The organism is Mucilaginibacter sp. PPCGB 2223, assembly GCF_001705515.1.
Lineage (GTDB): Bacteria > Bacteroidota > Bacteroidia > Sphingobacteriales > Sphingobacteriaceae > Mucilaginibacter.
This window is the reverse complement of record NZ_MDJS01000006.1, coordinates 23,475-46,397: the sequence shown is the minus strand read 5'-3', so window position 1 is coordinate 46,397 and position 22,923 is coordinate 23,475. Positions and strand designations below refer to the sequence as shown.

Genomic DNA, 22,923 nt, shown 5'->3' with positions numbered 1-22,923 from the left:
TGATTTGTATCCCGGTTAAAACTTTTTAAACGTTAACTGAGTATAATAAATTAATACAGTTATTCACAATGAAGCGCTTGTTCTTCATATTGTTTAGCCTCGTGGCGGTGTCGGCATTTGCGCAGCAAAAGCCCGAGAGGCCGCTGGTGCAATTTAGCGGTGTGGTACTGAACAGCGACAGTACCAGTATTATACCTTACACCTCTGTAACTAATATCAGTAATCCTAAACAAAGTAACCTGGCTAACTATAAAGGCTATTTTTCTTTTGTAGTGCACGAAAACGATACCCTGCAATTTACCTCGATAGGTTATGCCTCGGCAATAGTGGTGATCCCATCTCACCTTAAAGAAAAAAGCTACACTGTTGAAGTGCGCTTACGCTCACAATCGGTGCACCTGCCTGTAGTTCATATCTTCCCATGGGCAACTACTGATGAGTTTCATAAAGATTTTTTGGCGATGAAAATTGCTGATGACGACCTGGAGATAGCCCGCAAAAACCTGAGTGGTAAATCAATAGCCGCGTTAGAGCGGTCGCTGCCGTTAAACGCGCAGGACCATCAGACGCTGAACTTCCAGGATATGCACAACAATATGGTAAACCAGCACTCGCTGATGCCCAACCCCTTGTTAAACCCTTTTGCCTGGGGTGCCCTGATTAAAGAGATAGCCGCAGGTAATAAAAGCCGGGGGATCGACGATAATTAACGCCCCTTCTTAGCCGCCGGAAATTTCATCCGGTAATCAACCGAAACATTTCCTTTCGAAATATCGTTCAGCTTTTTTTCTATAAGGCGTTTGCGTAAAGGGTTAAGCTTGTCGGTAAATAACTTGCCTTCGATATGGTCGTATTCGTGCTGGATGATGCGTGCGGCTAATCCCGTGTAACTCTCTTCGTGGTGTTTCCAGTCGGCATCGTAGTACGATATACGCAGGTTTTTTTTGCGATACACGTCTTCGCGTATTTCGGGGATGCTTAAACAGCCTTCGTTAAATGGCCACTCTTCGCCGTCCTCGCTCAATATCCGTGCATTGATGAACGCTTTCTTAAAATCTTTAAGCTCAGGTTCGTCATCATCAAACGGCGACGCATCGATCACGAACAAGCGCATAGATAAACCCACCTGCGGCGCGGCAAGTCCAACTCCCTTGGCCCCGTACATCGTCTCGTACATGTCCTCAATCAGTTGTTTGATGTGCGGATATTCATCGGGTTCAATATCGGTAGCTTTTCTCCGTAAAACAGGGTCGCCGTAGGCTATAATGGGTAATTTCATAATCTACAAAAATAGCAGTTTAATCATTAGGCTCAAATAGCAAAGTAGTCAGCCTTGCCGGGTCGAATATCTCATTGGCGATATCCTGCATTTCTTCAGCCGTAACCGCATTAATCTTGGCAAAGACCTCCGCAATGCTGTCTACATAACCAAAATCCAGCAGGCTTTTAGCCATGGCGATGATGAGGCCGATACGGTTCTCTTCGCCCAGGGCTATCTGGCCACAAAACTTTTGTTTGGCCTGGGCCAACTGCAAAGTGCCCAACTTTTGTTCACGCAGTTTTTTGAGCTCCTTGTGGATGAGCTTTACCGCGCGTTCGGCCTTTTCGGTATCTGTACCGAAATAGATGGAGAAAATACCTGTGTCCGAAAACGTGGAATAGTTCGATTCGATGCTATAAGCGATGCCGTACTTTTCGCGTATCTGCAGGTTAAGCCTCGAGCTCATCCCCATGCCGCCTAAAATGTTGTTGAGCAACAATAAACCGTTCTTTCGCTTATCACATGAAGCATACGCCTGCCCGCCGATGACGCCGTGCGTTTGTGATATCGGTTTTGAAAAACGCGCTACCTCCGAAGGGTTGATATGTGGCTTCACCCGGTTCTTACCACGTGCATTTTCCGGAATATGGCCAAAATATTTCTCAGCCAGTTTTACCAGTTTTTTAAAATCGTACTCGCCTAAAACAGCAAAAACCATTTGATGGGTATTGTAATTTTGTGCGACAAAATCCTTCACATCCGGCCTGCTCAATGCACTTACCGAATCGGCAGTACCTAAAATATTGCGGCCAAGCGGATGATGCTTAAAAAGCATATCCTCAAAATCATCTTGTATGGCTTCATCAGGCTGGTCGAGATACGATGCGATCTCGTCCAAAACCACGCTTTTTTCCTTTACCAGTTCTTCTTCGGGAAAGGTAGAATGAAAAACGATATCCTCTGTCAGGTCTATCGCCCGCTCCAGGTGCTGCTTTAAAAACGAAGCGTGGATACAGGTATACTCCTTGGTAGTATAAGCGTTCAGATCGGCCCCAACCAATTCAAGCCGGTTTAATATCTGTTCGGTATTACGGCGTTCGGTAGCTTTGAAAAGCAGGTGTTCGATAAAATGCGCAAGGCCATCTTTACCCGGCGCTTCATCGCGCGCACCGGCATTTACTATAAAGCAGCAATGCGCCAAAGGCGATACGGCATGTTTGTGCAACAGCCTGATGCCGTTGGGCAATGTGTAAACCTGGTAATCCATTAGCCGGCAAAGATAAACGAATATTCGGGCATTGAGTTTAAGCCAATTGTAAACAAATTAGCTACTTTAGCCATATGAATATCCGGATAGAAGAACTCACCTTTGAGCCGATGATCAGTTATGAGACCATCGCGCAGCGCACCATTGAAATTGGCAATACTTTAGCAGAAAAATACAAAGGCAATACGCCCGTTTTTGTAGGTGTTTTAAACGGCAGCTTTATGTTTATGGCCGACCTGGTAAAACAAGTTCCTATCCCGTTGCATGTGGCCTTTATGAAGCTGTCGTCGTACCACGGTGGTTTAGCCACTACCCGTACCATTACCGAAGATTTTAACCTGAAGGTAGACATACAGGGCCGCGACGTGATCCTGGTGGAAGATATTGTAGATACCGGCAATACGCTGCGCTACCTGGTCGATAAGTTGAAATCGTTAAATCCTGCATCGATAACCGTTTGCGCCTTGCTGTACAAACCAGATGCAATGGAGCACAATATACCCGAACTGGAATACGTGGGTTTCGAAATCGAGAACAAATTTGTGGTGGGTTATGGTTTGGATTATAAAGAACTGGGGCGCAACTATAAGGATATCTACCAATTAGTGAAATGAGAAAATGGCTTGGCCTGTTAATCATTCTGTTATTCGCTTTGCGTGGATATGGCCAGATTGCACCCCTCATCCCGGTGCACGACCCGGTAATGATCAAACAGGATAGCCTGTATTATATCTTTTGTACAGGCCGCGGCATAACCGTATGGTCGTCGAAAGATCGGCAGACCTGGAAGCGCGAAAAACCCGTATTCGCCCAAACACCCGATTGGGCAGCCAAAGCAATCCCCAAAGCCCGGCCGAATGACTTTTGGGCGCCTGATATCTCCTATTACAACGGCAAATATCACCTGTTTTATGCGGTGTCGGTATTCGGCAAAAACACGTCGGTTATCGGCTTAGCCACTAATAAAACTTTACATGCCGATTCGCCCGATTTTAAATGGGAAGATCAGGGCGAGATTATCCGTTCCATTCCCGGTCAGGATCATTTCAATGCGATCGACCCTAACCTGATCCTCGATGAAAAGAATGTGCCGTGGTTGTCGTTCGGCTCGTTTTGGGATGGGATCAAGCTGGTTAAATTGAGTGCGGACCTCAAATCTCCAGCGCAGCCTAAACCATGGTTGACCATCGCCAACCGGGCCGGATTATCGCACAGCAGCAATGATACCACGGCCGGGCGCGGAGCCATTGAAGGGCCGTTTATCTTTAAACATGCGCAATATTATTACCTGTTCGTATCCTGGGATTATTGCTGCCGCGGGCCAAAAAGCAATTACAAAATGATGATCGGCCGCAGTACCAGAATAACCGGCCCGTACCTCGACCGTGATGGCACAGATATGGCCAAAGGCGGCGGTACCTTAGTTTTGGCAGGCGATAAAGACTGGTACGGCGTGGGGCATAACGCTGTTTGTACTTTTGATGGTGTGGATTATCTCGTCTTCCATGCTTATGATGCTGCAGATAATGGCCGGTCGAAATTGCGCATCGAGCCGTTAATGTGGGATAAAGACGGATGGCCTGTTGTGCAGACAGCAAAATAATTCCCGCCTATCTCTATATTTGATCTTTCAATAAATCAGGCATCATGGCAAAAACATATATCATCAGCGGGGCGGGTAGCGGCATTGGCCGCGCAATAGCTATACAATTAGCACAATCGGGCAACCGGTGTATCCTACTTGGCCGCAAAAAGAAGGCTCTGAACGAAACTCTTGGCATGTTACCGGGCGAAGATCATCGCACACTCATAGCCGACATCCGCAGTAAAGACAGCTTGGAGCATGCAGCATCCGAACTGGGTGATACCACCATCGACGGCCTGGTGGCCAACTCGGGCATCGGCGGCGAAAACTACTGGGGCGATAACGACCGCTGGAACGATATCATCGCAACCAACCTTACCGGCACCTATAACTTTGTGAATGCCTTTTTGCCCAACATCCGCAAAGGTGACGGTGCTGAAAAACATATCCTCATTATGTCGTCGGTACTGGCGCGATTGGGAGTAGCCAATTATTCAGCCTATTGCGCTTCCAAGGCCGGGCTATTAGGTCTGATGCGTTCGTGGGCGGTGCAGTTCGCTCCCGAAAAAATACTGGTGAACGCCATTTGCCCGGGCTGGGTAGATACCGAAATGAGCCAGGAAGGGTTGCAAGGCATTGCCGACGGTATCGGTATCACCAAAGACGAGTTTTACGATATCGCCATGCAAAGTGTACCCCTGCGCCGTATGAGTCAACCCGACGAGATTGCCAGCCTGGTTGCCTATCTGCTCAGTCAGCGCTCCATCACAGGCCAAACGCTTGATATCAATTGCGGTTCGGTTATGAATAGTTAGCAGCCAGCCTCACCGCTCACTATTCACCACTCACCAAAAACTACTTCGTGCTTATCTTCACCGGGTTAGATGGATAGCTTTCGTTCTTCAGCCTGTCGATAGCCGTGACGACGTAGGTGTATGATTTGCCGGCTTCGATGGTCTTGTCCTCAAATTTTGTCGAGGCATCGTACTGGATGTGCAGGATGTTGGCAGGGTCGTCCATCGGTAATTTTACCCCTGCATCCTCAAAACGGTATATCACATAACCATAAACAGGCTCTTTATCCCGGGCCAGGTCGGGCGTTTGCCAGGTGAGGACGAATGAGCGCGGCTTGATGGTAATATCAAAATGCTTGGGCGCGTTTGGCGCTATCGAGTCGAGCCAGATCATCGCCGGCGGCAAGGCCGGGTTATTGTAATAATTTTCGCGGAGCGAATCGGTAAAGCCCAACGGGTTTGAAGTGACAGATGCCGAACTGAAGAAGATACTACCCTGCACACGATCATTTTTGCGCAGGTATTTCATTTCATTCGGCGCTTCGGCGGCCGAATGGAAGCCTGATGTTTTGCGCAGTTCGCCAATGCGGTAGGCCGCCTGCCCAATATATAAATGCCTGTTGTAGGCGTTATCGCTCCACCAGTCTACCAGTTTATCAAAAGCTGCGGCCGCATTACCGAATGGCCAGTAAATTTGGGGCGCAATGTAGTCTACCCAGCCTTCTTTGAGCCATTTGCGCGAGTCGGCATATAACTCGTAGTACGAATCGCCGCCGTGTGTAGCAGAGCCTTCCGGATCGGCCGCCCGTTTATTTTTCCATATCCCGAAAGGGCTGATGCCGAATTTCATGCGCGGGTTATGGTCGTGTATGCTGTCGGCCAGCATTTTGATCAGGCGGTTCACATTGTCGCGGCGCCAGTCTTCGATATTGGTGATGCCATTGTTATATTTATTAAAAGCCTCGGTATCGTTGATGCGCTGGCCCGGTATAGCGTACGGGTAAAAATAATCGTCCATGTGCACGCCGTCTATATCGTAATTATCAACCACGTTCAGGATGATCTGAACAATGTAATCGCGCACCTCGGGTATCCCGGGGTTAAACAGCTTGGTGCCGCCATAGGTTAAAAACCACTCGGGGTGTATTTTGGTGATGTGGTTCGGACTTAAAAGCGATTCGTTGGGCGAAAAAGTAGCGCGGTACGGGTTAAACCAGGCATGCAGCTCCATGCCGCGTTTGTGTGCTTCGGTAATGGCAAATTCAAGCGGATCGTAAAACGGGTCGGGCGCCAAGCCCTGCTTGCCTGTTAACCAGCGCGACCATGGCTCGGTAGATTTGGCATAAAGGGCATCGGCCTCGGGCCGTATCTGGAATATAATGGCGTTAATGCCCGTTTCCTGGTGCGAATCCAGAATATCGATCAGATCCTGTTTTTGTTTTTGAGTGGGCGATTTGGGGCTTGGCCAATCGATATTACTTACCGTGGCTATCCATACCCCGCGAAACTCGCGTTTCGGATCGGGCTTAACCTGGGCGTTCATACCTGTTATCGCAGCAAAGAAAATAAGGAAGGTTAGTACCGATCGTTTTTTTAGAGTCATCAGGCTACAAAAATTTGGAGCTGCAAAGATATCAATCCCCGGCTAATGGTTAATAAATTTAACTGCTACGCTTTTGTTTGAATAAATAATTACAGTTTCTGCAAACAATTTGCGCGGATTTTATTTTTACTAAAGTTAACGTGTGTAATAGGCGTTATAACACCGATGCGCTAAATCACAGCTTAAAAAATGATTAAAAAACATATATTAGGGCGCTTGTTAACACTTAACCATAATAGTTTACCAATAAGAGACGTTTTTTATTCTGAAGACCAATTAAATTAACCGATGCTATGGATCAACAGCAAAACCACCCCCCCAAAAAAAATTCGAATGTTGTTTATTTTTTAATTGTCGTGCTTGCGGCCTTATTAATAACCAACGTTTATTTATGGTTCAATAATAAAAAGAGCGATGATGCACGGATAGTATACCAAAACGATAACAAGAGCCTGCAATCACAAAAAACTCACCTCGAAACACAGATCGACAGCCTGGAGAACCAGCTCGAACAAGCCAATACCGGCAAGGCCAAATTATCCAAAGCTTTAATAGCCAGCAACGATTCGCTTAAAGCCAAGATAAAAAGCCTGCGTGTAAAGCTTTATAACGGCAAGCTTACCGCCGAAGAGTTGGCCAAAGCACAGGAAGATGTCAAACAGTTACGCTACTTCGTAACCAAATATACCGCCGATATCGACGACCTGAAAAAGCAAAACGCTTCTTTAACATCTGAGCGAGACACCTTGAAAACCAACCTGGCTACCGTGAGCGAAAAGGCCAGTACCCTGCAAAAACAAAACGAAGACCTGAATACCAAGGTAACTATCGCTTCGGCATTAAAGGTGGGTAATATCAATATTACGCCTTTAAAGGTACGCTCGAGCGGCAAAGAGGTGGCTAAAACCCGGGCCGCTGCTACAAAAAAGATCAAGATCGACTTTACCGTGGCCAGCAATGCTGTGGCCGAGAAACGCCTGCACGATGTTTTTGTCCGGGTGATCGACCCGACAGGAAACCTGATAACCGGTACGGACTCGGGTAACTTCCAGACAGACGGGCAGGAACTGCAGTACACCTACAAAACCGCCATCGATTTTAAGGACGATGGCAGCGGCTATACCATCGAGTGGACAAACCCCAACGCTTTCCAAAAAGGGGTGTATACCGTATTGCTTTACGCCGATGGTTTTACCATGGGTAAAACCAGCTTTACGTTAAAGTGAGTTCCTGATTTAAGAAAATACGAAGGGGTGCCTTTCAGGCATCCCTTTTTTGTTGGTGCTGCAAGCCCCTGTTAAACTAATGAAACAACTAACCGTATATTTGCCGGCATGACACCTGCCGAAGTAAATAGTAAATGGAAAGAGTTACAGCAAAAAATTGCTGAGTATTTTGATACCGAGATACCCGATATCAAGGTAATGTTGTTTTTGATCGGCGTGCAGGAGCTGGGGCAAGGACCAAAAAAATTCAGCAAACGCCAAAAAGAAGAGCTGATGCACATTGCTAATTGCCGTCTTTTTAGTAAACTTGGGTTTTACGAGTTAGAAGGGCTTGATCAGGATGGCTGGCCACACTGGCAGCTGGTAAAACCAATCCCGGCTTATACCTTGCTCGAACAGGAGATGATCATCAAATCGCTGATGATCGATTACTTTGAAGATATTTTTAACCAATGAAAAGAGTTTTTACACTGTTACTGTCGTTAACCTTTATTGCGGCAGCTTTTGCAAAACCACCCAAAAACCAATACGTGCGTATTAAAACCAGTTATGGGCAATGCATCATCCGCCTGTATAACGAAACGCCCAAACACCGCGATAACTTTATCAAACTAACCAAAGAAGGTTTTTTTAACGGCACGCTGTTCCATCGCGTTATTCAAAACTTTATGATCCAGGGCGGCGACCCGGATTCAAAAAACGCCAAACCGGGTATCGAACTGGGTAACGGCGGACCAAAGTATACCGTTCCGGCCGAATTTAACGACAGCCTTTATCATAAACGGGGCGTTTTGGCTGCCGCGCGAGATGATAACCCGGCAAAGGCTTCGAGCGGCTCTCAATTTTATATTGTGGAAGGTAAACGTTATACCGATGCCGATCTCGACAAAACCGAAAAACTGCCGCGCTTTAACGGCATGAATTATAAGATCCCGGCATCGCAGCGCGAAATTTATAAAACCGTTGGCGGTACGCCGAGCCTCGATCGTAACTATACCGTTTATGGTGAAGTGGTTACCGGCTTAGATATGGTCGACAGGATTGCCGCCGTGCCCAAAGACGAACGCGACCGCCCGAAAGCCGACGTACCTATGACGGTTGAACTTTTGAGCAAACGCGAGTGCAAACAACTGGATAAATTATTAGGAATAGACAAATAGTAATGAAGATTATCACCTACAACGTAAACGGCATACGCTCGGCAATTACAAAAAACTGGTTCGCGTGGCTGCAGGCTACCGATGCCGATGTGGTTTGTTTGCAGGAGATCAAAGCCACGCCCGATGTGCTAACCGACCTGCTGCTGGTTGAGCAAATGGGTTATGAGCATTACTGGTATCCCGCCGAGAAGAAAGGGTATAGCGGCACGGCCATCTTTACCAAAAAAACGCCAAAACATGTAGAGTTTGGCTGTGGCATTGCCGATTACGACCGCGAGGGCCGCAATATCCGTGTCGATTTTGATGATGTATCGGTAATGAGCGTTTATTTCCCATCAGGCTCAAGCGGCGATGAGCGCCAGGGATTTAAATATCGTTTCCTGGAAGAATTTGGCGCCTATATTAATCAGTTGAAATGGGCCTATCCTAACCTGGTCATTTCCGGCGATTACAATATCTGCCACCGGCCTATCGATATCCACAACCCCAAATCAAATGCTAATTCGTCGGGTTTTTTACCGGAAGAACGTGAATGGATGGAAAATTTTATTCAATCGGGTTTTGTGGATACTTTCAGACATTTAAACAAAGAGCCGCATAATTATACCTGGTGGAGCTTCAGGGCAAATTCGAGAGCCAAGAACTTAGGCTGGCGCATAGATTATAACATGGCCACTGCCCCGCTCGAGCCTTTAATCAAGCGGGCGGCAATATTATCTGAAGCACGGCATTCCGATCACTGCCCGGTATTGCTCGAACTTAACCTGTAAACCGTGCCATCTGCCATGCCCGTCTGTTTAGGTGCATCGTAATATTGACTTTCTAAAATGCGTGTATGTGTGCTTGTTGTGCTTAGTACATAGTACCGCCGTAAACAATTAAGGCATATGTACCGCTTAAGGGGCAACCAAAAGAATAAATATTTCGCTAATGGCCCACGCCTTATACGCTCCTCAAATTCAATATGGCACTTTCGGCAGCATGGCCGCCGGTTTTGCGTAGCAACTTTCATTCTTAAGTAGATAGTGTTCTTTTATTTATACGGAGGAGTTGAAACTTTGTTTCAATAAATGATAAAAAAAATTGTTATTGGAAACATTTTATCAACTTTGGATATATTACGGCTTGCCAGTATGATTAATGGCCAGTTCAAGATCCCTGAAATTAACACCAGGCCTGCCAAAAGCCAGTGCGCCAACATAGTTTTTATCAACATCAAAGCTGGTTATCAGCCAGTTATTATCTGAACGTATTAAGGAGTTTGCTACACTATGCCTGCCATCTGTACACGGAATATGCTTCATATCGTCATCAATACCTTTCCCGGTTGCTTTTAACAGGGCTTCCTTACGCGTCCATAGCGTATAAAAAATTTTAAGCGGATCTGTTGAGCCTGCGATACAGTTTATCTCGTCGTGGCCAAAACTATGCCTTAGTATATCCTGGTACGGAAACATAGGTTCCAGGCACTCAACATCGACCCCAACCGGTTCTTTAGCTATCGCGATCAAAATATAATCGCCCGAATGTGCTGTATTGTAATGAATATCACGCCTGGCTCCATTTTTAACAAATGGCTTTTTATCGGCACCTATCTCAAAAACTATGGCCCGAGCATGCGTATTTAAATACCTGCCAAGCAGCATACGTAACGCACCGCGACTGATGATAAATCTTTCCCGGTCGGTTTGCTGATAGTACCGTGTGGCGCGTTGATGTTCGTCATCACTAAGCAGCGCCTGCATATCATTTACAGCTAATATGTTTTTGCTGATAGCAATCCGCCATACATCGACACTGCCGTCCATTCGAAAGTTAAATTCGTTATTTGTCCATTGAGCGTCATTAACAGAGATACAGGTTATACCGGAGTGCATTTTGAGTATCGGGTTTTATGATCATCCTGCTTCAGGCTGATAACAGTTGCAAGGTAATAAATTCACAGGCCTCATCCTGCAGGATATTTTATATTAAAATCCATCAGGCTATTTAACTTATACAATAACATATTGCCTTGCTTGCGTTCAAACAGAGTTTTTTGCTTGTTTAAATTAATAAAATAGTTATTGCATTTAAATAATAAATCGATATTTTTACTATCGAACCCTGTACTATTGCCACAAGTGAAATTCGCTATCCTTATTGTTACCTACACGTCCGCGAAACAAACCAGGCGATTGATCGAATGCCTTAACAACGGCGATTTTGATTTTTATATCCACGTAGATAAAAAGGTCGACATCCAAACGCACCGTGATCTGTTCGATATTCCAAACGTATATTTTATTGAAGACCGGATAGATATTAAATGGGCAGGCTATACAACTGTGCAGGCTGCGTTAAGTTGTATCAGGCAAGTGGTGGCATCGGGCATAAAATATGATTTTTTAAACCTCGTCACCGGCCAGGACTACCCGATAAAACCGGCGGCCTATATTTCAGATTTCCTGCAGCAAAATACCGGCAGTGAGTTTATGCTGTTTCAGGATTTTGAAACCGACTGGACAGAAGCCAAAGCCCGGGTCGACCGTTATCACTTCACCGATCTGGGCTTTAAAGGCCGTCACCGCCTCGAAAAGATCGTCAACTTTTTTACCTTTAAACGTAAGCTTCCGGTAGATATGCACCTTTACGGGAAGGAGACCTTTTGGACACTGAGCTTGGATTGCGCCGCTTATGTAGCTAATTACATCGACGGGAATAAAAAGCTGAGCCGCTTTTTAAGATATACCTGGGGCAGCGACGAGTTTATTTTTCAAAGCATTATCATGAACTCGGATTTTAAGGATCGCGTGGTTAATAAAAACTACCGGTATATCGACTGGCCGCCGGGAAGCGCGCGCCCAAAAGTTTTATTAACCGAAGACTACGACAGGATCATGGCATCCGATAGCCTGTTCGGCCGCAAATTCGATATCAATACCGACGAACATATTCTTGATCTGTTAGATCGGGCCAACGGCATCCCCCTTTAATTTATGGCATATCTTATCCAATTAAAAACCTTTACCGACGAGCGCGGGCGCCTGACGCCGATCGACAGGGTATTACCTTTCGATATCAGGCGCTTATATTACATTAACGATATTGCCGACGATGCTAACCGCGGCGGGCATTTACATTACGAGACAATTGAGGCCCTGTTTTGTGTGAGCGGCAGTTTCACGGTCGCGATCAACAACGGTAAAACCCGGCAGGAGTATTTTTTGAACGACCCGTCGCAATGTTTAATCGTTGAACCCTTAGACTGGCACATGATGTATAACTTTAGCCCCGGTGCAATACTGATGGGCGTATCGTCCACCCATTATGATCACTCCGACTACGACCACGAAGAACCGATCATCAAACCATGATACCTTACGAAAATTTAAAACGGTTAAATGCCCCTTTTGAGGCGGACTTCAGAGCCAGATTTGATGAAGTGATCGAAAAAGGGCATTACATTCTCGGCCACCAGCTTGAGGTATTTGAAAAAGAGTTTGCAGGATATCACAATGCAAAAAATTGTATCGGGGTTTCAAACGGGCTTGATGCAATTGTTTTGGCGCTCAGGGCTTTAAACCTGCCCGCCGAAAGTGAGGTGATCGTACCCTCCAACACCTATATCGCCACTGTTTTAGCGGTTATTGCAGCGGGTTTAAAACCGGTAATGGTTGACCCGGATATCAATACCTATAACATCGACCCGGATAAAATCGAACAGGCTATTACCCGCGATACCCGTGTTTTGCTCGTTGTGCACCTGTACGGCAAATGCTGCGATATGGACCCTATTATGCACATCAAACAAAAGCACAACCTGTACCTGGTGGAGGACTGCGCGCAGGCGCACGGCGCAACCTATAAAGGCAAATTAGCAGGTACCTTTGGCGAATTTGGCGCATTCAGTTTTTATCCCACCAAAAATTTAGGCGCATTGGGCGATGCCGGAGGCATCATCTGTAACGAAGCCATGTACAACAGCGCTTTATTAAAACTGCGTAATTATGGCTCCGACAAAAAATATTACCACGATACTATTGGCTATAATAACCGGTTGGATGAGATGCAGGCCGCTTTTTTAAGCGTAAAGCTCAAATACCTGGGTCAGATGAATGCACATCGTCAAAAGTTGGCCGGCCTGTATCTTAACAATTTGTCGCCGCAGTATATCTTGCCGGCAAAGCATCCCGACCATTTCGACGTATACCATATCTTTAACATCAGGCACCCCGAGCGCGACCGCCTGCAGCAATACCTTGCTGATAAAGGTATAGGTACCGTAATTCACTACCCGGTACCGCCTCATCGCCAAAAAGCATTAAAAAGCATTTTTGTGGGAAAGGATTTTCCGGTTGCCGACGAGATACACGATACCACGTTAAGCCTGCCCTGCTCGTTTTGCCATACAGAAGAGGAAATACTGGAAGTTATTGATGCCTTAAATCATTTTGCATGAGCGGACAATCACAACCGGCAGATATTACTTTCATCGGGAGCGGCATAGCCTGTACAGCTACTTTGATACAGCTTTTCCGTAAACTCTTAAATACTGAACAAGCAGGCAACACCCGACCGGAGATAACCGTAATTGAAAAGAACCGGGAGTTTTGGAAAGGCATACCTTACGGCTCCCGCTCATCGGTAAATGCTTTAACCATCACCTGTGTTAACGATTTTATTTACGAAGCCGAGCGCCCGGCTTTTTTCAGGTGGTTTAAGGAAAACCAAAACGACTGGGAAACTTATTACCGCGAACACGGCGGCATAACAGCCGAACGCTGGTTAAAAAACAACCTTCCCCTTATCGCCAAGAACGATTGGGAGACAGTATACATTCCGCGGTTTATTTTTGGCTGGTATATTCATAACACTATAGCAAAGCTGCACAGGCAAATTGAAGAAAAACAACTTGCCAAAATAAACCTCATACATGCCGAAGCCATCGATGCCCGGGTTACCGGTAACAAGCATTATGAGGTAAAACTTGAGCACCCGGATAAGAGCATAAGTTATATCATATCGCGTAAGCTGGTCATCGCTACGGGTTCGGCGGTGGTTAAACCCGTTGATGAAGTAAACGCCGCTCAGGTAACTTACATCAATGATATTTATGAGCCATCGGTACCGCTAAACATCGAAAAGGTAAAAGATGCGTTAACCCAGACCGATTGGGTTGAGAACCGCAATGTATTGATCATCGGATCGAACGCGAGCAGTATCGAACTTTTATATTTACTCGAAGGCTTGCCCCAGGTTAACGGTCTTATCAATAACCTGGTACTGATATCGCCGAGCGGCGCATTGCCATACCACATATCAACCGAAACTTTGGATGAACATCCCACCCCCTCGCTTAAGGCGCTGCAAAACAAAGGGAGCTACAATCTCAAAACCCTGGTTGACGCCGCCGCCGCCGACCTGCAACCGGCTATAAAAAACGGCGCAAATGTTGCCTATATCGCAACCGTTATTGGCAATACGCTTAAGCTGATGGAAGCTTTGGGCGATGACGCGAAGAAGGAATTTTTTGGAATACACGGCATGCGCCTAAGCAATATGTTCAGGCGGTCGGGGCCGGAGTATAAAGCAGGCTCACAACAACTGGCCGACGTGCGGAAAGTAAGTTTTATCAAAGGTAAATTTATCCAAATGCAAACCCGTAACGAGGGCGTTGTTTTGCGGTACGAAGAGGTCTCGTCGGGCACAGAGAAAACATACCCTTTAACCTTCAAAGCCGTTATCAACTGCAGCGGCTCTGATAACCTCGACCGGTCGGCATCACCACTCATTTACAACCTGGTGCATAAAAAGCTGGCGGCTATGAACCTTTCTGGCAAGGGTTTTGAAGTGAACGAGCATTTTGAAGCCGCGCCTAACCTGTACATTATGGGCCCGCTTTTAGGCGGGAACATGAATAAACTGATCCATTTCTGGCATCTCGAAAATGCATCGAGGCTGATGTATCTTGCCCCATACCTTGCCAACGAACTACTTAAGGATTAGCGAGATATCACCAAATAAATTTCGCCAAACCTAAATCATAACCAGCGTTTATTTGTTGCGTTATCATGAAAGATCAACAAAACCCGCCAGCGGCCGAAGAATTTAACATCGATGCCATCACCATCAAACAACTGGCGCTTAACAGCGCCAAGCTGGATGTAATATTACAATTGCAGGTGGAGATACTGGGCATATTACAGGCACGCGACCAGGCCGAGATATTTGCCGGGGTTAACCAGAGCATCAAAGAGCTTACGCTCGAGTGGTACGTGCAAAACAGCCTCAAAAAATAGCTTACGCTGTTACCGTGAGGATATTACCTGCAATACTTACGTTATATTTTTGAAGGTTTGCGGCTGCCGGCCCGAGCAATACGCTACCGTTGGTACTAAACTCGCTGCCGTGGTTAGGGCATATAAATATTCCCTGACCGGTATTATAGTTTATGGCTGTGCCTTCGTGGGTACAGGCAACCTGCACCGCTGTAAACGAGCTCGCTACGTTCCCGGCTGCAATGCGCACCAGGATCACTCCGTTCGATACTTTGTTCTGGCCAACCGAGGTTAGCTCGGTATTAAGGTCGGCAGTAAACACTGTACCACTACCCGGGGCAGGTGCATTGCCACCGCTGCTACTTGGCCCGTTATTGCTTTTTGAGCACGAAGCAAAAGCACATCCCACACAAACTGCGGCAACACCTATGCCCAGTTTCGATAAAAATTCCTGACGTTCCATATCCTTAGTATTTTTCGGTTTCGCCTTTTTGTTTAGGTCTCAGATCGAACATGCGCGAGATGGTAAAGCCAAAACGGTACTGGCCTTTTGTCCAGCTTTGTTGCGTGTTACTCAGGTTGTTGATCTGCGATATCGAGTTGGAGTTGCTGAAATTGAGCGTGAACACGTGCCCTCCTGTTTCTTCTTCCAAACCAAAGCCCAGCGGATCGTAAAAACCATGATCGCCGGTGCGGAAATCGGAGAACGGATGCTCGTAATCAACCAGGATGCTCATGTGCTTGGTAACCTTTAGGCGGCCTGCTGCAGCTATCGATAAAAAGTTTTTGTCGGCGCCGGTAACCTGTGGGTATGCCGTATTATTCGACACATATACCGGCGATACTACCAGGGAAAAGCCTGACGTAAACTTGCGCGAAAAGCTGGCTTCGGCAATGTACGACATCCTGTCGCCAAACGAGTTATACAAACCATAGCCATAAGGATGTACGCCAAGGCCGCCATACAGGGTTATGGCAACAGGCGAGCTATTATTTGTTGTCTGGTGCAAAACGGCCCATTTGGCGTCGAGCTCTATTAACTGACCTATGGTACTGCGGCCAAAATCGAGGTTGAAATTATCGCTTAAGCCATATTCAAAACCGATATAAACATCCTGTACCCGATCTAAACCAAAATCGGTTTGGGCGCCTCCCTGGGCAGTACCTATATCACCAAAACGGTGCAGTATTAAAAAGTTAAGATTATTCTTTTTTACAGTTTCGGTAGTTTGCGAAAATATCAACCTTGTTGCTTTAAATGCAGCAATTACAGGTTCGTTCTTTTTGTCGCCGGCGTTTAACGCGTTCATCAGCGAATCGGTGTTTTGTGCGCTCACGCCTATCGAGGTAAGCAAAAACGCAAAAATAAGGGCATACTTATTCATTGTAATTAAGTTGAGTGGGTGGAGGATTATTTGTTATTTTTTGTAGGCATCATAGTTTGCCGATACCGTTATCTTAATACTTTCGGCAATATTGTGGAACACGATGGTCGGTATCGTGATCTTATGGTCGACACATTTCACCATAAACTCCGACGACATGCTTACCACGCCGCCTTTTACAGTAATAGTGCCTGGTATGGTCCGGTTCTGGCTAACGCCATGTACAGTTAATACACCCGTGGCATTAACCGGGTACGAACCGTCTTTGGTTACATCTACCGTACCGCTTACCTTACCTTTAAAAGTTGCGGTAGGGTATTTATCGCTTTCCATATAGTTTTCGTTAAAATGCTCCTGCATCAAACTTTTTTGGAAAACGAATGAGCTGACAGGCACGCTGAAAACCAGATCGCCGGTGGCCGAATTATATACCGACGTACCTTTTTCTGATTTAGCTTCGATATCTTCTATGGGCGCTTTTGAGAAAAGGGTTATCCGGGCGTTTTTACAAACGAAAATCCCTTGCCCCGCCTGGTTAAAGATGCTTAAGCCTGCAAGTAATATAAAGCCGATGATTTTCATATTGGTTAATGTTTAAGGGTATTCATATTCCAGCTCATACCTACCGATATACCGGTTGTCATCAGTTTAACCTGGCCGTTACCGATATCGGTTAAAGGTAATTTCAGATAAGGCTGCAGTGCTACACTCAGCTTTGAGTTAAGCTGTCGCTGATAAGTAGCATCCAAATTAAGAACCCCCATAAAATGCTGGTTCCTGTTCGCAAAGCTTACATCAGTAAGCCAGTATGGGTTAGGATTGGCATAGTTGTAATGGTATTTTTCGCTCAGCATTACATAGCTCGACAAGCCCGAGCCTACACTAAACGAATTCCTGCCCTTTTGTGCAATTTTATAATCGATGTTCAGCGGGATATCCAATACCCGGCAATCGGCGTTTACCGTTTCGGGGTTTACTTTAAAAGGATAGCTGGTATGATAGTTATAAAACTCGGTATTGTAAGGCGTTTTTGCATATACCGCGCCGGTACTGATGGTAAAACGTTTGGTTACACCAACCGAGAACAGTAGACCTCCGGCAGCGCCAACCTTGCCACCATCGAACGTGGCAACACCATTGAGCGCCGATGAAGCCAGCACCGTTAAGGCATACTGCGGATGAAAGCCCGATATTTTTATTTTTGTATCGGCCACTTTTTGAGCACTATTATTGACAGGTAAGTTATTCACTGTCCCAAATTCAACATCCTTGTTTAACCCGTCATTGCCAAAAACCCGGGTATCAACAGCAGCCAAAACTTCGGCTGAGCGGCCGGATGCATTGCTGCTATCAACGTTTAGCCCGGTAGCGCGGCCGGCATCAACAGCAGATAAGGTTAAGAACGATTTGTTATTTGGGCTACCATTAGTAATGGTTACATGGGTTGATAGCCCAGTTTTTTTTGCGAGAACTGCCTGTTGCTGTATCTGCCGGTCGTTTTTACCGGGGTTACCTTGAACATCATTAACTAAACCTGGTTTTTTTACTGTAAAACTTTCTGTATTCCGGGTTGCCGGCGCTGGTTTTGTAACACTGGCCACTTGTTTTTTGTCAGCAAGGTTTTTTGCAGCCGGCGTAAAAAAATGCCAGCCAAAAACCAATAGCAATACTGCTGCCACGCCACTTAATAGCGGCAGCCAGTAAACAATGCCCCGTTTCTTTTCTTTATCGAGCATTGCTTCAAGGGCATCCCAATCGTCCTCACGGTACGCTCTGTAGTTACCGGGTTCCTCGAGTCCCTTTTTAAACAGGTTATCTAAATCTTTTTCCGTTTTCATCACCTAATCCCATTATTATAATAACCATTGCCAACTTCAGATTTACTAATGGCTACAATAGGAGAATAATTTAATCCGCTGTAATTACCATGGCCGGTATTTGTTGCCGGCTCTGAATCCAATATCATTTGTTTAAGCTTTTGCCTTGCTTTATGTAAGTTCGATTTCGATGTCCCGGCATTGATGCCCAGCATTTCGCCTATCTCATCGTGGCTGTAGCCATCGATAGCAAACAGGTTAAATACTGTGCGGTAAGCCTGCGGCAGTTTCTGAACCATTGCCAGCAGATCGTCGTAGTTTAACTTCCTGTCGGCAAACTCGCCATCGCTTAAATGCTCTGCTTTATCCAGATCGTCGCTATAGGCCATCTTTAAATTGGCGCGGTAATAGTCGATAGACACGTTGGTCATTATCTTACCCAGCCAGCCCTTAAATGGCCTTGTAATATCATAGGTTTTTATATGCGTAAAAACCTTCAAAAAACCCATATTCAGCACCTCGGCAGCTTCATCTCTATCGCCGGTATAGCGCAGGCATATCGCCATCGAAAAGCCGTAAAACGCTTTATACAGCATCTTCTGGCTTTTTCTGTCCTGTTTGACACAGCCGTCTATCAATCGATATAACTCTTCTTCGCCCATCTGGGTTATAACCGGTTAGCTCCCTATAATTTTACCTTATCTGCATACATCACGTAGGCATTTTATAAAAGGTTGCCTGCTATTCTCAAAAAAATTAAAAAAAATTAAATAACACGCTTATATACAGCAACATATACCAATACTTCCGCAAAAAATACAACTATAGCTTACTTAAAAACGCAAATATTTTTTGTTACAAGCAACCTTTTCAATTTGCAATACGTGATGTTTTATACAAACACTGAATGACTATGATACCTGTTTCGGTTGTGATCATAACCAGGAATGAAGCTGAGATAATTGCCGATACCCTGGCAATGGCCAGGCTTATTACCAACGATATTGTGATAATTGATAATGATAGTACCGATGCGACCTTACAGATAGCCGAATACTATGGCTGCCGGGTGTACCAAAAGCATTGGGATGGTTATGGCGCCAATAAAAACAAAGGTATTGAGCTGGCAAAGCACGATTGGATATTGAGCCTGGATGCCGATGAAGTAGCCGACCAGGATTTGATCACCTCCTTATATACCCTCAGGCTGAACGACCCCGAGATTGTTTACGACATCCGCTTCCGGTCGTACTTTGGAAAAAAACTGATCCGTTTTGGCAAGTGGGGCCGCGATCACCACATCAGGCTGTTTAACCGGACTAAAGTGCGGTGGATAGAGTCGCCGGTGCACGAAACCCTGATTTTGCCCGGCAAGACCAGGATCAAACGATTGAAAGGGCATTTGCACCACTATTCGGTAAGCAACGGTACAGAATGCCGCGAGAAAGCACTGCATTATGCACGGCTTAGCGCCCAGGGATGCTATAATAATCAAAAGCGGGCCACATTTACCAAGCTGTACCTGTCGCCATTGTTTAACTTTGTTAAAAATTATATCTTTTTTCTTGGTTTCCTGGATGGGAAGGAAGGCTGGCAGATCGCGAAGTCGGCTATTAAACACACCCGGTTAAAGTATTATTTTCTGAAGAAAATGGAGAATACAAATCTTATTTACAGCAATTACCGCGAGAAGGATTACAGCATAGATAATGCCTATAGCCGGGCGGTATAATTATAGACAAAATACATTTTCCGCGATTAAACAACAGACCATCCTTCGTTTTTAACTGTATTACAACCCGTTATACATCCCGCTTAATACCCTGCTGTAAAAACCGAGGTTTTCACCGGCGATATTTTCTATACTGAAATGATGTTCGGCTTTTGATTTTCCAGCCGCCGCCAGTCTTTCGCACTCATGGGTATCGGTAAGCAGGTAAACCATTGCAGCGGCCATTTGTACAATATCGTCAGGGTCTATCAAAATTCCGTCGACCTGGTCGTCAATCAATTCGGCCCCCGATGTCCGGTTCGAATTGATCACGGCTGTACCGCAAACCATAGCTTCCAACGGCGCCAATGCAAACGCCTCTGCATAGGATGGAAATATACTTATGGCCGATGCTGATAGATACCTGTACAAAGTTTGTGTATCTACATGCCCGGTAAAAGTTACGGTTCGGCGGGCTGATGGCGTTAAATATTCTGTTACTTTATGTTGATTGCCCTTCCCTAAAATCAATAAGCGGGCATCGGGCCGGCCGGCGTTAACCATATTCCAGGCTTTGGCTAATTGGTATATCCCTTTTTTGGCCATCAGGCTGCCTGTGAAGATCACCTGGTGAGGATCGCGGGCAACATCGCCTGCCGACACATGGGTATTGATACCGTTATGGATCACTTCGATAGGCTTGTCGTAACCAAAATACTCGGCGCTTTTCTGGGCCGTATACTTGCTGGCACTGCTGATGGCTGTGGCCTGTTTTAAAATAGTTTGCTCCATTTGTTTGATGTTAACGGCAACATCTTTATCAGCTTCGCAGGCAAAATAGGTTAACGACCCGTTGAGCTTTACGACTACCGGAACTGACAGTTTGGGGAAAGGCACATATCCCCGGCAAAATTTAACATAATCGTTATAGTCGGGCATTTCAACTATATCGATCTGGTATCTGGCGATCAATTCTTCGAGCAGGCTATGATACCGGGTAAGGCTTTTCCTGATGTCGCGTTCGAGCATGCCGGTAACTTTCAGCAACCTGCGCACGATACGGACCAGCAGCCTGTCGCGGTTTTCAAACCAGGGCGCATCCAGGTCCAACCTAAAGCGGTAAACTTTTACACTTTCATCCGTAAATTCATCCGCGCCGCCATAACCCAAAGGATATAAACCTGCTACAATTACGCGATGGCCCATCACGGCCATCTGCCTGGCCAGTAACTGCACAGAGGTGCCGATGCCACCATGTTGGCCTGGAGGGTATTCGTCGCACAGGTAAAGTATATTCATTGGGTTAAAAACTGTTTAAAACCTTCTGTTTTTTGCCTGCTTAGCTGCCGCGACAGTATGCCCAGTAAGGCATAAAGACCGATCGCGATCACCAGCTGAAAAACATAATGTACGTTTATCCGGCTAACAAAAAGATAAATAGCCGGAGCTCCTGCAATAAATATAAAAACAGGCCATAACGTTACGCCGTTGATTAATTTGCGAGCCAGGTTATAATACATCCCGCCTTGCAAAACCGTAGTTAACAAAAAGGAAACTGCCGCTCCAACCCCACCCCATACTGGTATTAAAACAAGGTTTAACCCGATGTTTAACAGCGCGCATACAATAGTTATGGTTGTAATCTGCCTGTACTTTTTAGCGCTAAAGCTGATGGACCAAAGCAGGTTAATAAACAACTGAACAGGCACGCATAACGAAAGCAGCAAAAACCCGGTAGCGTTGGTAGCGCCGTAGCGCCCATGCGTAAAAACACCAACCAGCGGAACCCATAAAACATTGAGCACTAAGGGTATCAGCGCGGCTAAAAACAGTTCAACGCCGGCAAAGTCGTTAATCTGCTGTTCATTTTGTGCTGATAGTTTGCCAGTCATCAACCTTGCCAGTCGCGGTAAAATCAGCGGGCCGATGATCAGCATAGGCAGCCGGGCCAGCTCAAAAGCGCGATAGGCAAAGCTGTAATCGGCCAGGGCCGCGTTGCTCGCCAAAAAACCCATCAATATCCAGTCCATCCTCGATAAGCTCGTATCAAATATCACCGAAATATATTGCGCTGATGCTTCTTTGATGAGCCTGGTATACGCTTTAAAATGTAGTTTGAAACTCCAGGTGGTTTTCAGGGCAACGTATAAAAACAAGCACAGCAGCTCAAACCCCGCAAAGCCTGTCAACACCAGGATAATGTTGTTTAGGTTTAACATCCCGTTTTGCTGCAGCAGATAAGCGGTTGCTATTTTACCGCCGTTGCTTATCAAAGCGATTATGCCGTAAGGTGTAAACCGTTCTTTGGCGTTTAAAAATTGCTTTAGGGGCACCGCGAGATAGGCGAGTCCCTGCGCCGCAAAAAACCAGGGCAGGTAACGATAGATGCCCTGCTGATTTCTGAGCAGCAACAATAGTAAGAGAGTGATGATAAATCCGGCTATCGAATGGGCGAAAAAAGCCGTTGCGGCCCAGTCTGACTGCTTTGAGGCGGCAACCCGCCGCACCACCACCTGCTCTAACCCAAAACCTAAAAAGGTGGTCAGCAAAACACATACCGCATTCATCCAGCTGATCAGGCCGAAATCGTTTTTAGAGATATAAACCGAAACGAAATAGAAAAATACGCTGCCTAAAACCTGCACTGCCACCGCCTGCATGCCCGATGATAACACCCGTCCGAATAGCTGATTTTTTGCCAATAGTTTGCTGTGTTTTTCTGGTATACGTTGGTTTGGTACCGCCCCGTTGCTTTCTGCCTTAAATAACACTTAAAAAGGCACATAGCAGGCAACCTATTGAAAAACCGTGCCGTAATTGTTTTAACTGTGCCAATATATTGATTTGAATTACG

General features: G+C 45.9%; 25 protein-coding genes. 14 read left to right on the top strand and 11 right to left on the bottom strand.

Annotated features, from left to right (window positions below):
• Positions 1-68: 68 nt before the first annotated feature.
• Positions 69-710 (top strand): hypothetical protein, encoded by a 642-nt coding sequence (locus BEL04_RS23440; RefSeq protein WP_066008161.1) that lies wholly within the window; start codon positions 69-71, stop codon positions 708-710.
• Here the strand turns inward: BEL04_RS23440 and def are convergent.
• Together def and BEL04_RS23430 are read right to left on the bottom strand one after the other, a co-directional pair.
• Positions 707-1,279 (bottom strand): peptide deformylase, encoded by a 573-nt coding sequence (gene def / locus BEL04_RS23435; protein WP_066008158.1) that lies wholly within the window; start codon positions 1,277-1,279, stop codon positions 707-709. The two genes, BEL04_RS23440 and def, sit on opposite strands and share 4 nt — an antisense overlap.
• Before the next feature lie 19 nt (positions 1,280-1,298).
• Positions 1,299-2,528 (bottom strand): pitrilysin family protein, encoded by a 1,230-nt coding sequence (locus BEL04_RS23430; protein WP_066008156.1) that lies wholly within the window; start codon positions 2,526-2,528, stop codon positions 1,299-1,301.
• A 74-nt stretch (positions 2,529-2,602) separates the two neighbouring features.
• On the opposite strand from BEL04_RS23430, the gene hpt reads away from it, so the two are divergent.
• Genes hpt through BEL04_RS23415 form a run of 3 tightly spaced genes read left to right on the top strand, consistent with a single transcriptional unit; the run spans position 2,603 to position 4,928 of the window.
• On the top strand, positions 2,603-3,142 hold the full coding sequence (gene hpt, locus BEL04_RS23425; RefSeq protein ID WP_066008152.1) for a hypoxanthine phosphoribosyltransferase: 540 nt from the start codon (positions 2,603-2,605) through the stop codon (positions 3,140-3,142).
• Positions 3,139-4,131, top strand: a complete 993-nt coding sequence (locus BEL04_RS23420) for an arabinan endo-1,5-alpha-L-arabinosidase (protein WP_066008150.1) — start codon at positions 3,139-3,141, stop codon at positions 4,129-4,131. Before hpt ends, BEL04_RS23420 begins: the two co-directional genes overlap by 4 nt.
• Positions 4,132-4,175: 44 nt before the next feature.
• Positions 4,176-4,928 carry an SDR family NAD(P)-dependent oxidoreductase gene (locus BEL04_RS23415; protein ID WP_066008148.1) on the top strand — a complete coding sequence of 251 codons (753 nt, stop codon included), beginning with the start codon at positions 4,176-4,178 and terminating at the stop codon, positions 4,926-4,928.
• A gap of 40 nt (positions 4,929-4,968) precedes the next feature.
• Here BEL04_RS23415 and BEL04_RS23410 read toward each other — a convergent pair whose 3' ends face one another.
• Positions 4,969-6,510 (bottom strand): glycoside hydrolase family 10 protein, encoded by a 1,542-nt coding sequence (locus BEL04_RS23410; protein WP_066008147.1) that lies wholly within the window; start codon positions 6,508-6,510, stop codon positions 4,969-4,971.
• 356 nt (positions 6,511-6,866) lie between these two features.
• Here BEL04_RS23410 and BEL04_RS23405 point away from each other — a divergent pair, with 356 nt between their 5' ends.
• The 4 genes from BEL04_RS23405 (at position 6,867) to BEL04_RS23390 (ending at position 9,666) form a co-directional block, all read left to right on the top strand.
• Positions 6,867-7,736 (top strand): hypothetical protein, encoded by an 870-nt coding sequence (locus BEL04_RS23405; protein ID WP_254659625.1) that lies wholly within the window; start codon positions 6,867-6,869, stop codon positions 7,734-7,736.
• 108 nt (positions 7,737-7,844) lie between these two features.
• Complete coding sequence (locus BEL04_RS23400) at positions 7,845-8,192, top strand: hypothetical protein (RefSeq protein ID WP_066008143.1); 348 nt, start codon at positions 7,845-7,847, stop codon at positions 8,190-8,192.
• Entirely contained in the window at positions 8,189-8,896 is a 708-nt protein-coding gene (locus tag BEL04_RS23395; RefSeq protein WP_066008141.1) for a peptidylprolyl isomerase, read from the top strand. The genes BEL04_RS23400 and BEL04_RS23395 overlap by 4 nt, the downstream gene beginning before the upstream one ends.
• 2 nt (positions 8,897-8,898) lie before the next feature.
• On the top strand, positions 8,899-9,666 hold the full coding sequence (locus BEL04_RS23390) for an exodeoxyribonuclease III (RefSeq protein WP_066008140.1): 768 nt from the start codon (positions 8,899-8,901) through the stop codon (positions 9,664-9,666).
• Positions 9,667-10,014: 348 nt separating this feature from the next.
• Here the strand turns inward: BEL04_RS23390 and BEL04_RS23385 are convergent, their stop codons facing one another.
• Positions 10,015-10,773, bottom strand: a complete 759-nt coding sequence (locus BEL04_RS23385; RefSeq protein ID WP_083228047.1) for a 4'-phosphopantetheinyl transferase superfamily protein — start codon at positions 10,771-10,773, stop codon at positions 10,015-10,017.
• A 246-nt stretch (positions 10,774-11,019) separates the two neighbouring features.
• On the opposite strand from BEL04_RS23385, the gene BEL04_RS23380 reads away from it, so the two are divergent.
• The 5 genes from BEL04_RS23380 to BEL04_RS23360 all read left to right on the top strand — a co-directional run bounded on the left by BEL04_RS23380 (position 11,020) and on the right by BEL04_RS23360 (position 15,177).
• Positions 11,020-11,871, top strand: coding sequence for a beta-1,6-N-acetylglucosaminyltransferase (locus BEL04_RS23380; protein ID WP_175404141.1), 852 nt, complete (start codon positions 11,020-11,022; stop codon positions 11,869-11,871).
• A gap of 3 nt (positions 11,872-11,874) precedes the next feature.
• Entirely contained in the window at positions 11,875-12,252 is a 378-nt protein-coding gene (locus BEL04_RS23375) for an FdtA/QdtA family cupin domain-containing protein (protein ID WP_066008135.1), read from the top strand.
• Entirely contained in the window at positions 12,249-13,337 is a 1,089-nt protein-coding gene (locus BEL04_RS23370) for a DegT/DnrJ/EryC1/StrS aminotransferase family protein (protein WP_066008133.1), read from the top strand. Before BEL04_RS23375 ends, BEL04_RS23370 begins: the two co-directional genes overlap by 4 nt.
• On the top strand, positions 13,334-14,884 hold the full coding sequence (locus BEL04_RS23365; protein ID WP_066008131.1) for an FAD/NAD(P)-binding protein: 1,551 nt from the start codon (positions 13,334-13,336) through the stop codon (positions 14,882-14,884). Before BEL04_RS23370 ends, BEL04_RS23365 begins: the two co-directional genes overlap by 4 nt.
• A 65-nt stretch (positions 14,885-14,949) precedes the next feature.
• A complete protein-coding gene (locus BEL04_RS23360) occupies positions 14,950-15,177 on the top strand; it encodes a hypothetical protein (protein WP_066008127.1) in 228 nt (75 codons plus the stop codon).
• Between the two features lies 1 nt (position 15,178).
• On the opposite strand, the gene BEL04_RS23355 is transcribed toward BEL04_RS23360, so the two are convergent.
• The 5 genes from BEL04_RS23355 to BEL04_RS23335 are packed head-to-tail and all read right to left on the bottom strand — an operon-like array spanning position 15,179 to position 19,020.
• The gene (locus tag BEL04_RS23355) at positions 15,179-15,619 is read right to left on the bottom strand and encodes a ubiquinol-cytochrome c reductase iron-sulfur subunit (RefSeq protein ID WP_066008125.1); all 441 of its coding nucleotides are present in this window, start codon (positions 15,617-15,619) and stop codon (positions 15,179-15,181) included.
• Between the two features lie 4 nt (positions 15,620-15,623).
• Positions 15,624-16,541: a DUF5777 family beta-barrel protein gene (locus BEL04_RS23350; protein ID WP_066008119.1), complete on the bottom strand. Its 918-nt coding sequence runs from the start codon at positions 16,539-16,541 to the stop codon at positions 15,624-15,626.
• A gap of 33 nt (positions 16,542-16,574) precedes the next feature.
• Positions 16,575-17,123, bottom strand: coding sequence for a YceI family protein (locus BEL04_RS23345; RefSeq protein ID WP_066008118.1), 549 nt, complete (start codon positions 17,121-17,123; stop codon positions 16,575-16,577).
• A gap of 5 nt (positions 17,124-17,128) precedes the next feature.
• Positions 17,129-18,379, bottom strand: a complete 1,251-nt coding sequence (locus BEL04_RS23340) for a hypothetical protein (protein ID WP_066008116.1) — start codon at positions 18,377-18,379, stop codon at positions 17,129-17,131.
• A complete protein-coding gene (locus BEL04_RS23335) occupies positions 18,379-19,020 on the bottom strand; it encodes an RNA polymerase sigma factor (protein WP_066008114.1) in 642 nt (213 codons plus the stop codon). Before BEL04_RS23335 ends, BEL04_RS23340 begins: the two co-directional genes overlap by 1 nt.
• Positions 19,021-19,265: 245 nt before the next feature.
• On the opposite strand from BEL04_RS23335, the gene BEL04_RS23330 reads away from it, so the two are divergent.
• Entirely contained in the window at positions 19,266-20,090 is an 825-nt protein-coding gene (locus BEL04_RS23330; protein ID WP_066008113.1) for a glycosyltransferase family 2 protein, read from the top strand.
• Positions 20,091-20,150: 60 nt separating this feature from the next.
• Here the strand turns inward: BEL04_RS23330 and BEL04_RS23325 are convergent, their stop codons facing one another.
• Both BEL04_RS23325 and BEL04_RS23320 read right to left on the bottom strand, forming a co-directional pair.
• On the bottom strand, positions 20,151-21,368 hold the full coding sequence (locus BEL04_RS23325; RefSeq protein WP_066008112.1) for a glycosyltransferase family 4 protein: 1,218 nt from the start codon (positions 21,366-21,368) through the stop codon (positions 20,151-20,153).
• Positions 21,365-22,771, bottom strand: a complete 1,407-nt coding sequence (locus BEL04_RS23320; RefSeq protein ID WP_139113163.1) for a lipopolysaccharide biosynthesis protein — start codon at positions 22,769-22,771, stop codon at positions 21,365-21,367. The genes BEL04_RS23325 and BEL04_RS23320 overlap by 4 nt, the downstream gene beginning before the upstream one ends.
• Positions 22,772-22,923: the final 152 nt, after the last annotated feature.

Excerpts from the sequence above, each read along its gene's own strand:
- hpt (WP_066008152.1), top strand. The coding sequence starts at position 2,603 with ATGAATATCCGGATAGAAGAACTCACCTTTGAGCCGATGATCAGTTAT.
- BEL04_RS23325 (WP_066008112.1), bottom strand. The coding sequence starts at position 21,368 with ATGAATATACTTTACCTGTGCGACGAATACCCTCCAGGCCAACATGGT.
- BEL04_RS23415 (WP_066008148.1), top strand. The coding sequence starts at position 4,176 with ATGGCAAAAACATATATCATCAGCGGGGCGGGTAGCGGCATTGGCCGC.
- BEL04_RS23350 (WP_066008119.1), bottom strand. The coding sequence starts at position 16,541 with ATGAATAAGTATGCCCTTATTTTTGCGTTTTTGCTTACCTCGATAGGC.
- BEL04_RS23440 (WP_066008161.1), top strand. The coding sequence starts at position 69 with ATGAAGCGCTTGTTCTTCATATTGTTTAGCCTCGTGGCGGTGTCGGCA.
- BEL04_RS23370 (WP_066008133.1), top strand. The coding sequence starts at position 12,249 with ATGATACCTTACGAAAATTTAAAACGGTTAAATGCCCCTTTTGAGGCG.
- BEL04_RS23375 (WP_066008135.1), top strand. The coding sequence starts at position 11,875 with ATGGCATATCTTATCCAATTAAAAACCTTTACCGACGAGCGCGGGCGC.
- BEL04_RS23430 (WP_066008156.1), bottom strand. The coding sequence starts at position 2,528 with ATGGATTACCAGGTTTACACATTGCCCAACGGCATCAGGCTGTTGCAC.
- def (WP_066008158.1), bottom strand. The coding sequence starts at position 1,279 with ATGAAATTACCCATTATAGCCTACGGCGACCCTGTTTTACGGAGAAAA.
- BEL04_RS23410 (WP_066008147.1), bottom strand. The coding sequence starts at position 6,510 with ATGACTCTAAAAAAACGATCGGTACTAACCTTCCTTATTTTCTTTGCT.
- BEL04_RS23360 (WP_066008127.1), top strand. The coding sequence starts at position 14,950 with ATGAAAGATCAACAAAACCCGCCAGCGGCCGAAGAATTTAACATCGAT.
- BEL04_RS23355 (WP_066008125.1), bottom strand. The coding sequence starts at position 15,619 with ATGGAACGTCAGGAATTTTTATCGAAACTGGGCATAGGTGTTGCCGCA.
- BEL04_RS23345 (WP_066008118.1), bottom strand. The coding sequence starts at position 17,123 with ATGAAAATCATCGGCTTTATATTACTTGCAGGCTTAAGCATCTTTAAC.
- BEL04_RS23330 (WP_066008113.1), top strand. The coding sequence starts at position 19,266 with ATGACTATGATACCTGTTTCGGTTGTGATCATAACCAGGAATGAAGCT.
- BEL04_RS23420 (WP_066008150.1), top strand. The coding sequence starts at position 3,139 with ATGAGAAAATGGCTTGGCCTGTTAATCATTCTGTTATTCGCTTTGCGT.
- BEL04_RS23365 (WP_066008131.1), top strand. The coding sequence starts at position 13,334 with ATGAGCGGACAATCACAACCGGCAGATATTACTTTCATCGGGAGCGGC.
- BEL04_RS23340 (WP_066008116.1), bottom strand. The coding sequence starts at position 18,379 with ATGAAAACGGAAAAAGATTTAGATAACCTGTTTAAAAAGGGACTCGAG.
- BEL04_RS23395 (WP_066008141.1), top strand. The coding sequence starts at position 8,189 with ATGAAAAGAGTTTTTACACTGTTACTGTCGTTAACCTTTATTGCGGCA.
- BEL04_RS23335 (WP_066008114.1), bottom strand. The coding sequence starts at position 19,020 with ATGGGCGAAGAAGAGTTATATCGATTGATAGACGGCTGTGTCAAACAG.
- BEL04_RS23390 (WP_066008140.1), top strand. The coding sequence starts at position 8,899 with ATGAAGATTATCACCTACAACGTAAACGGCATACGCTCGGCAATTACA.
- BEL04_RS23385 (WP_083228047.1), bottom strand. The coding sequence starts at position 10,773 with ATGCACTCCGGTATAACCTGTATCTCTGTTAATGACGCTCAATGGACA.
- BEL04_RS23400 (WP_066008143.1), top strand. The coding sequence starts at position 7,845 with ATGACACCTGCCGAAGTAAATAGTAAATGGAAAGAGTTACAGCAAAAA.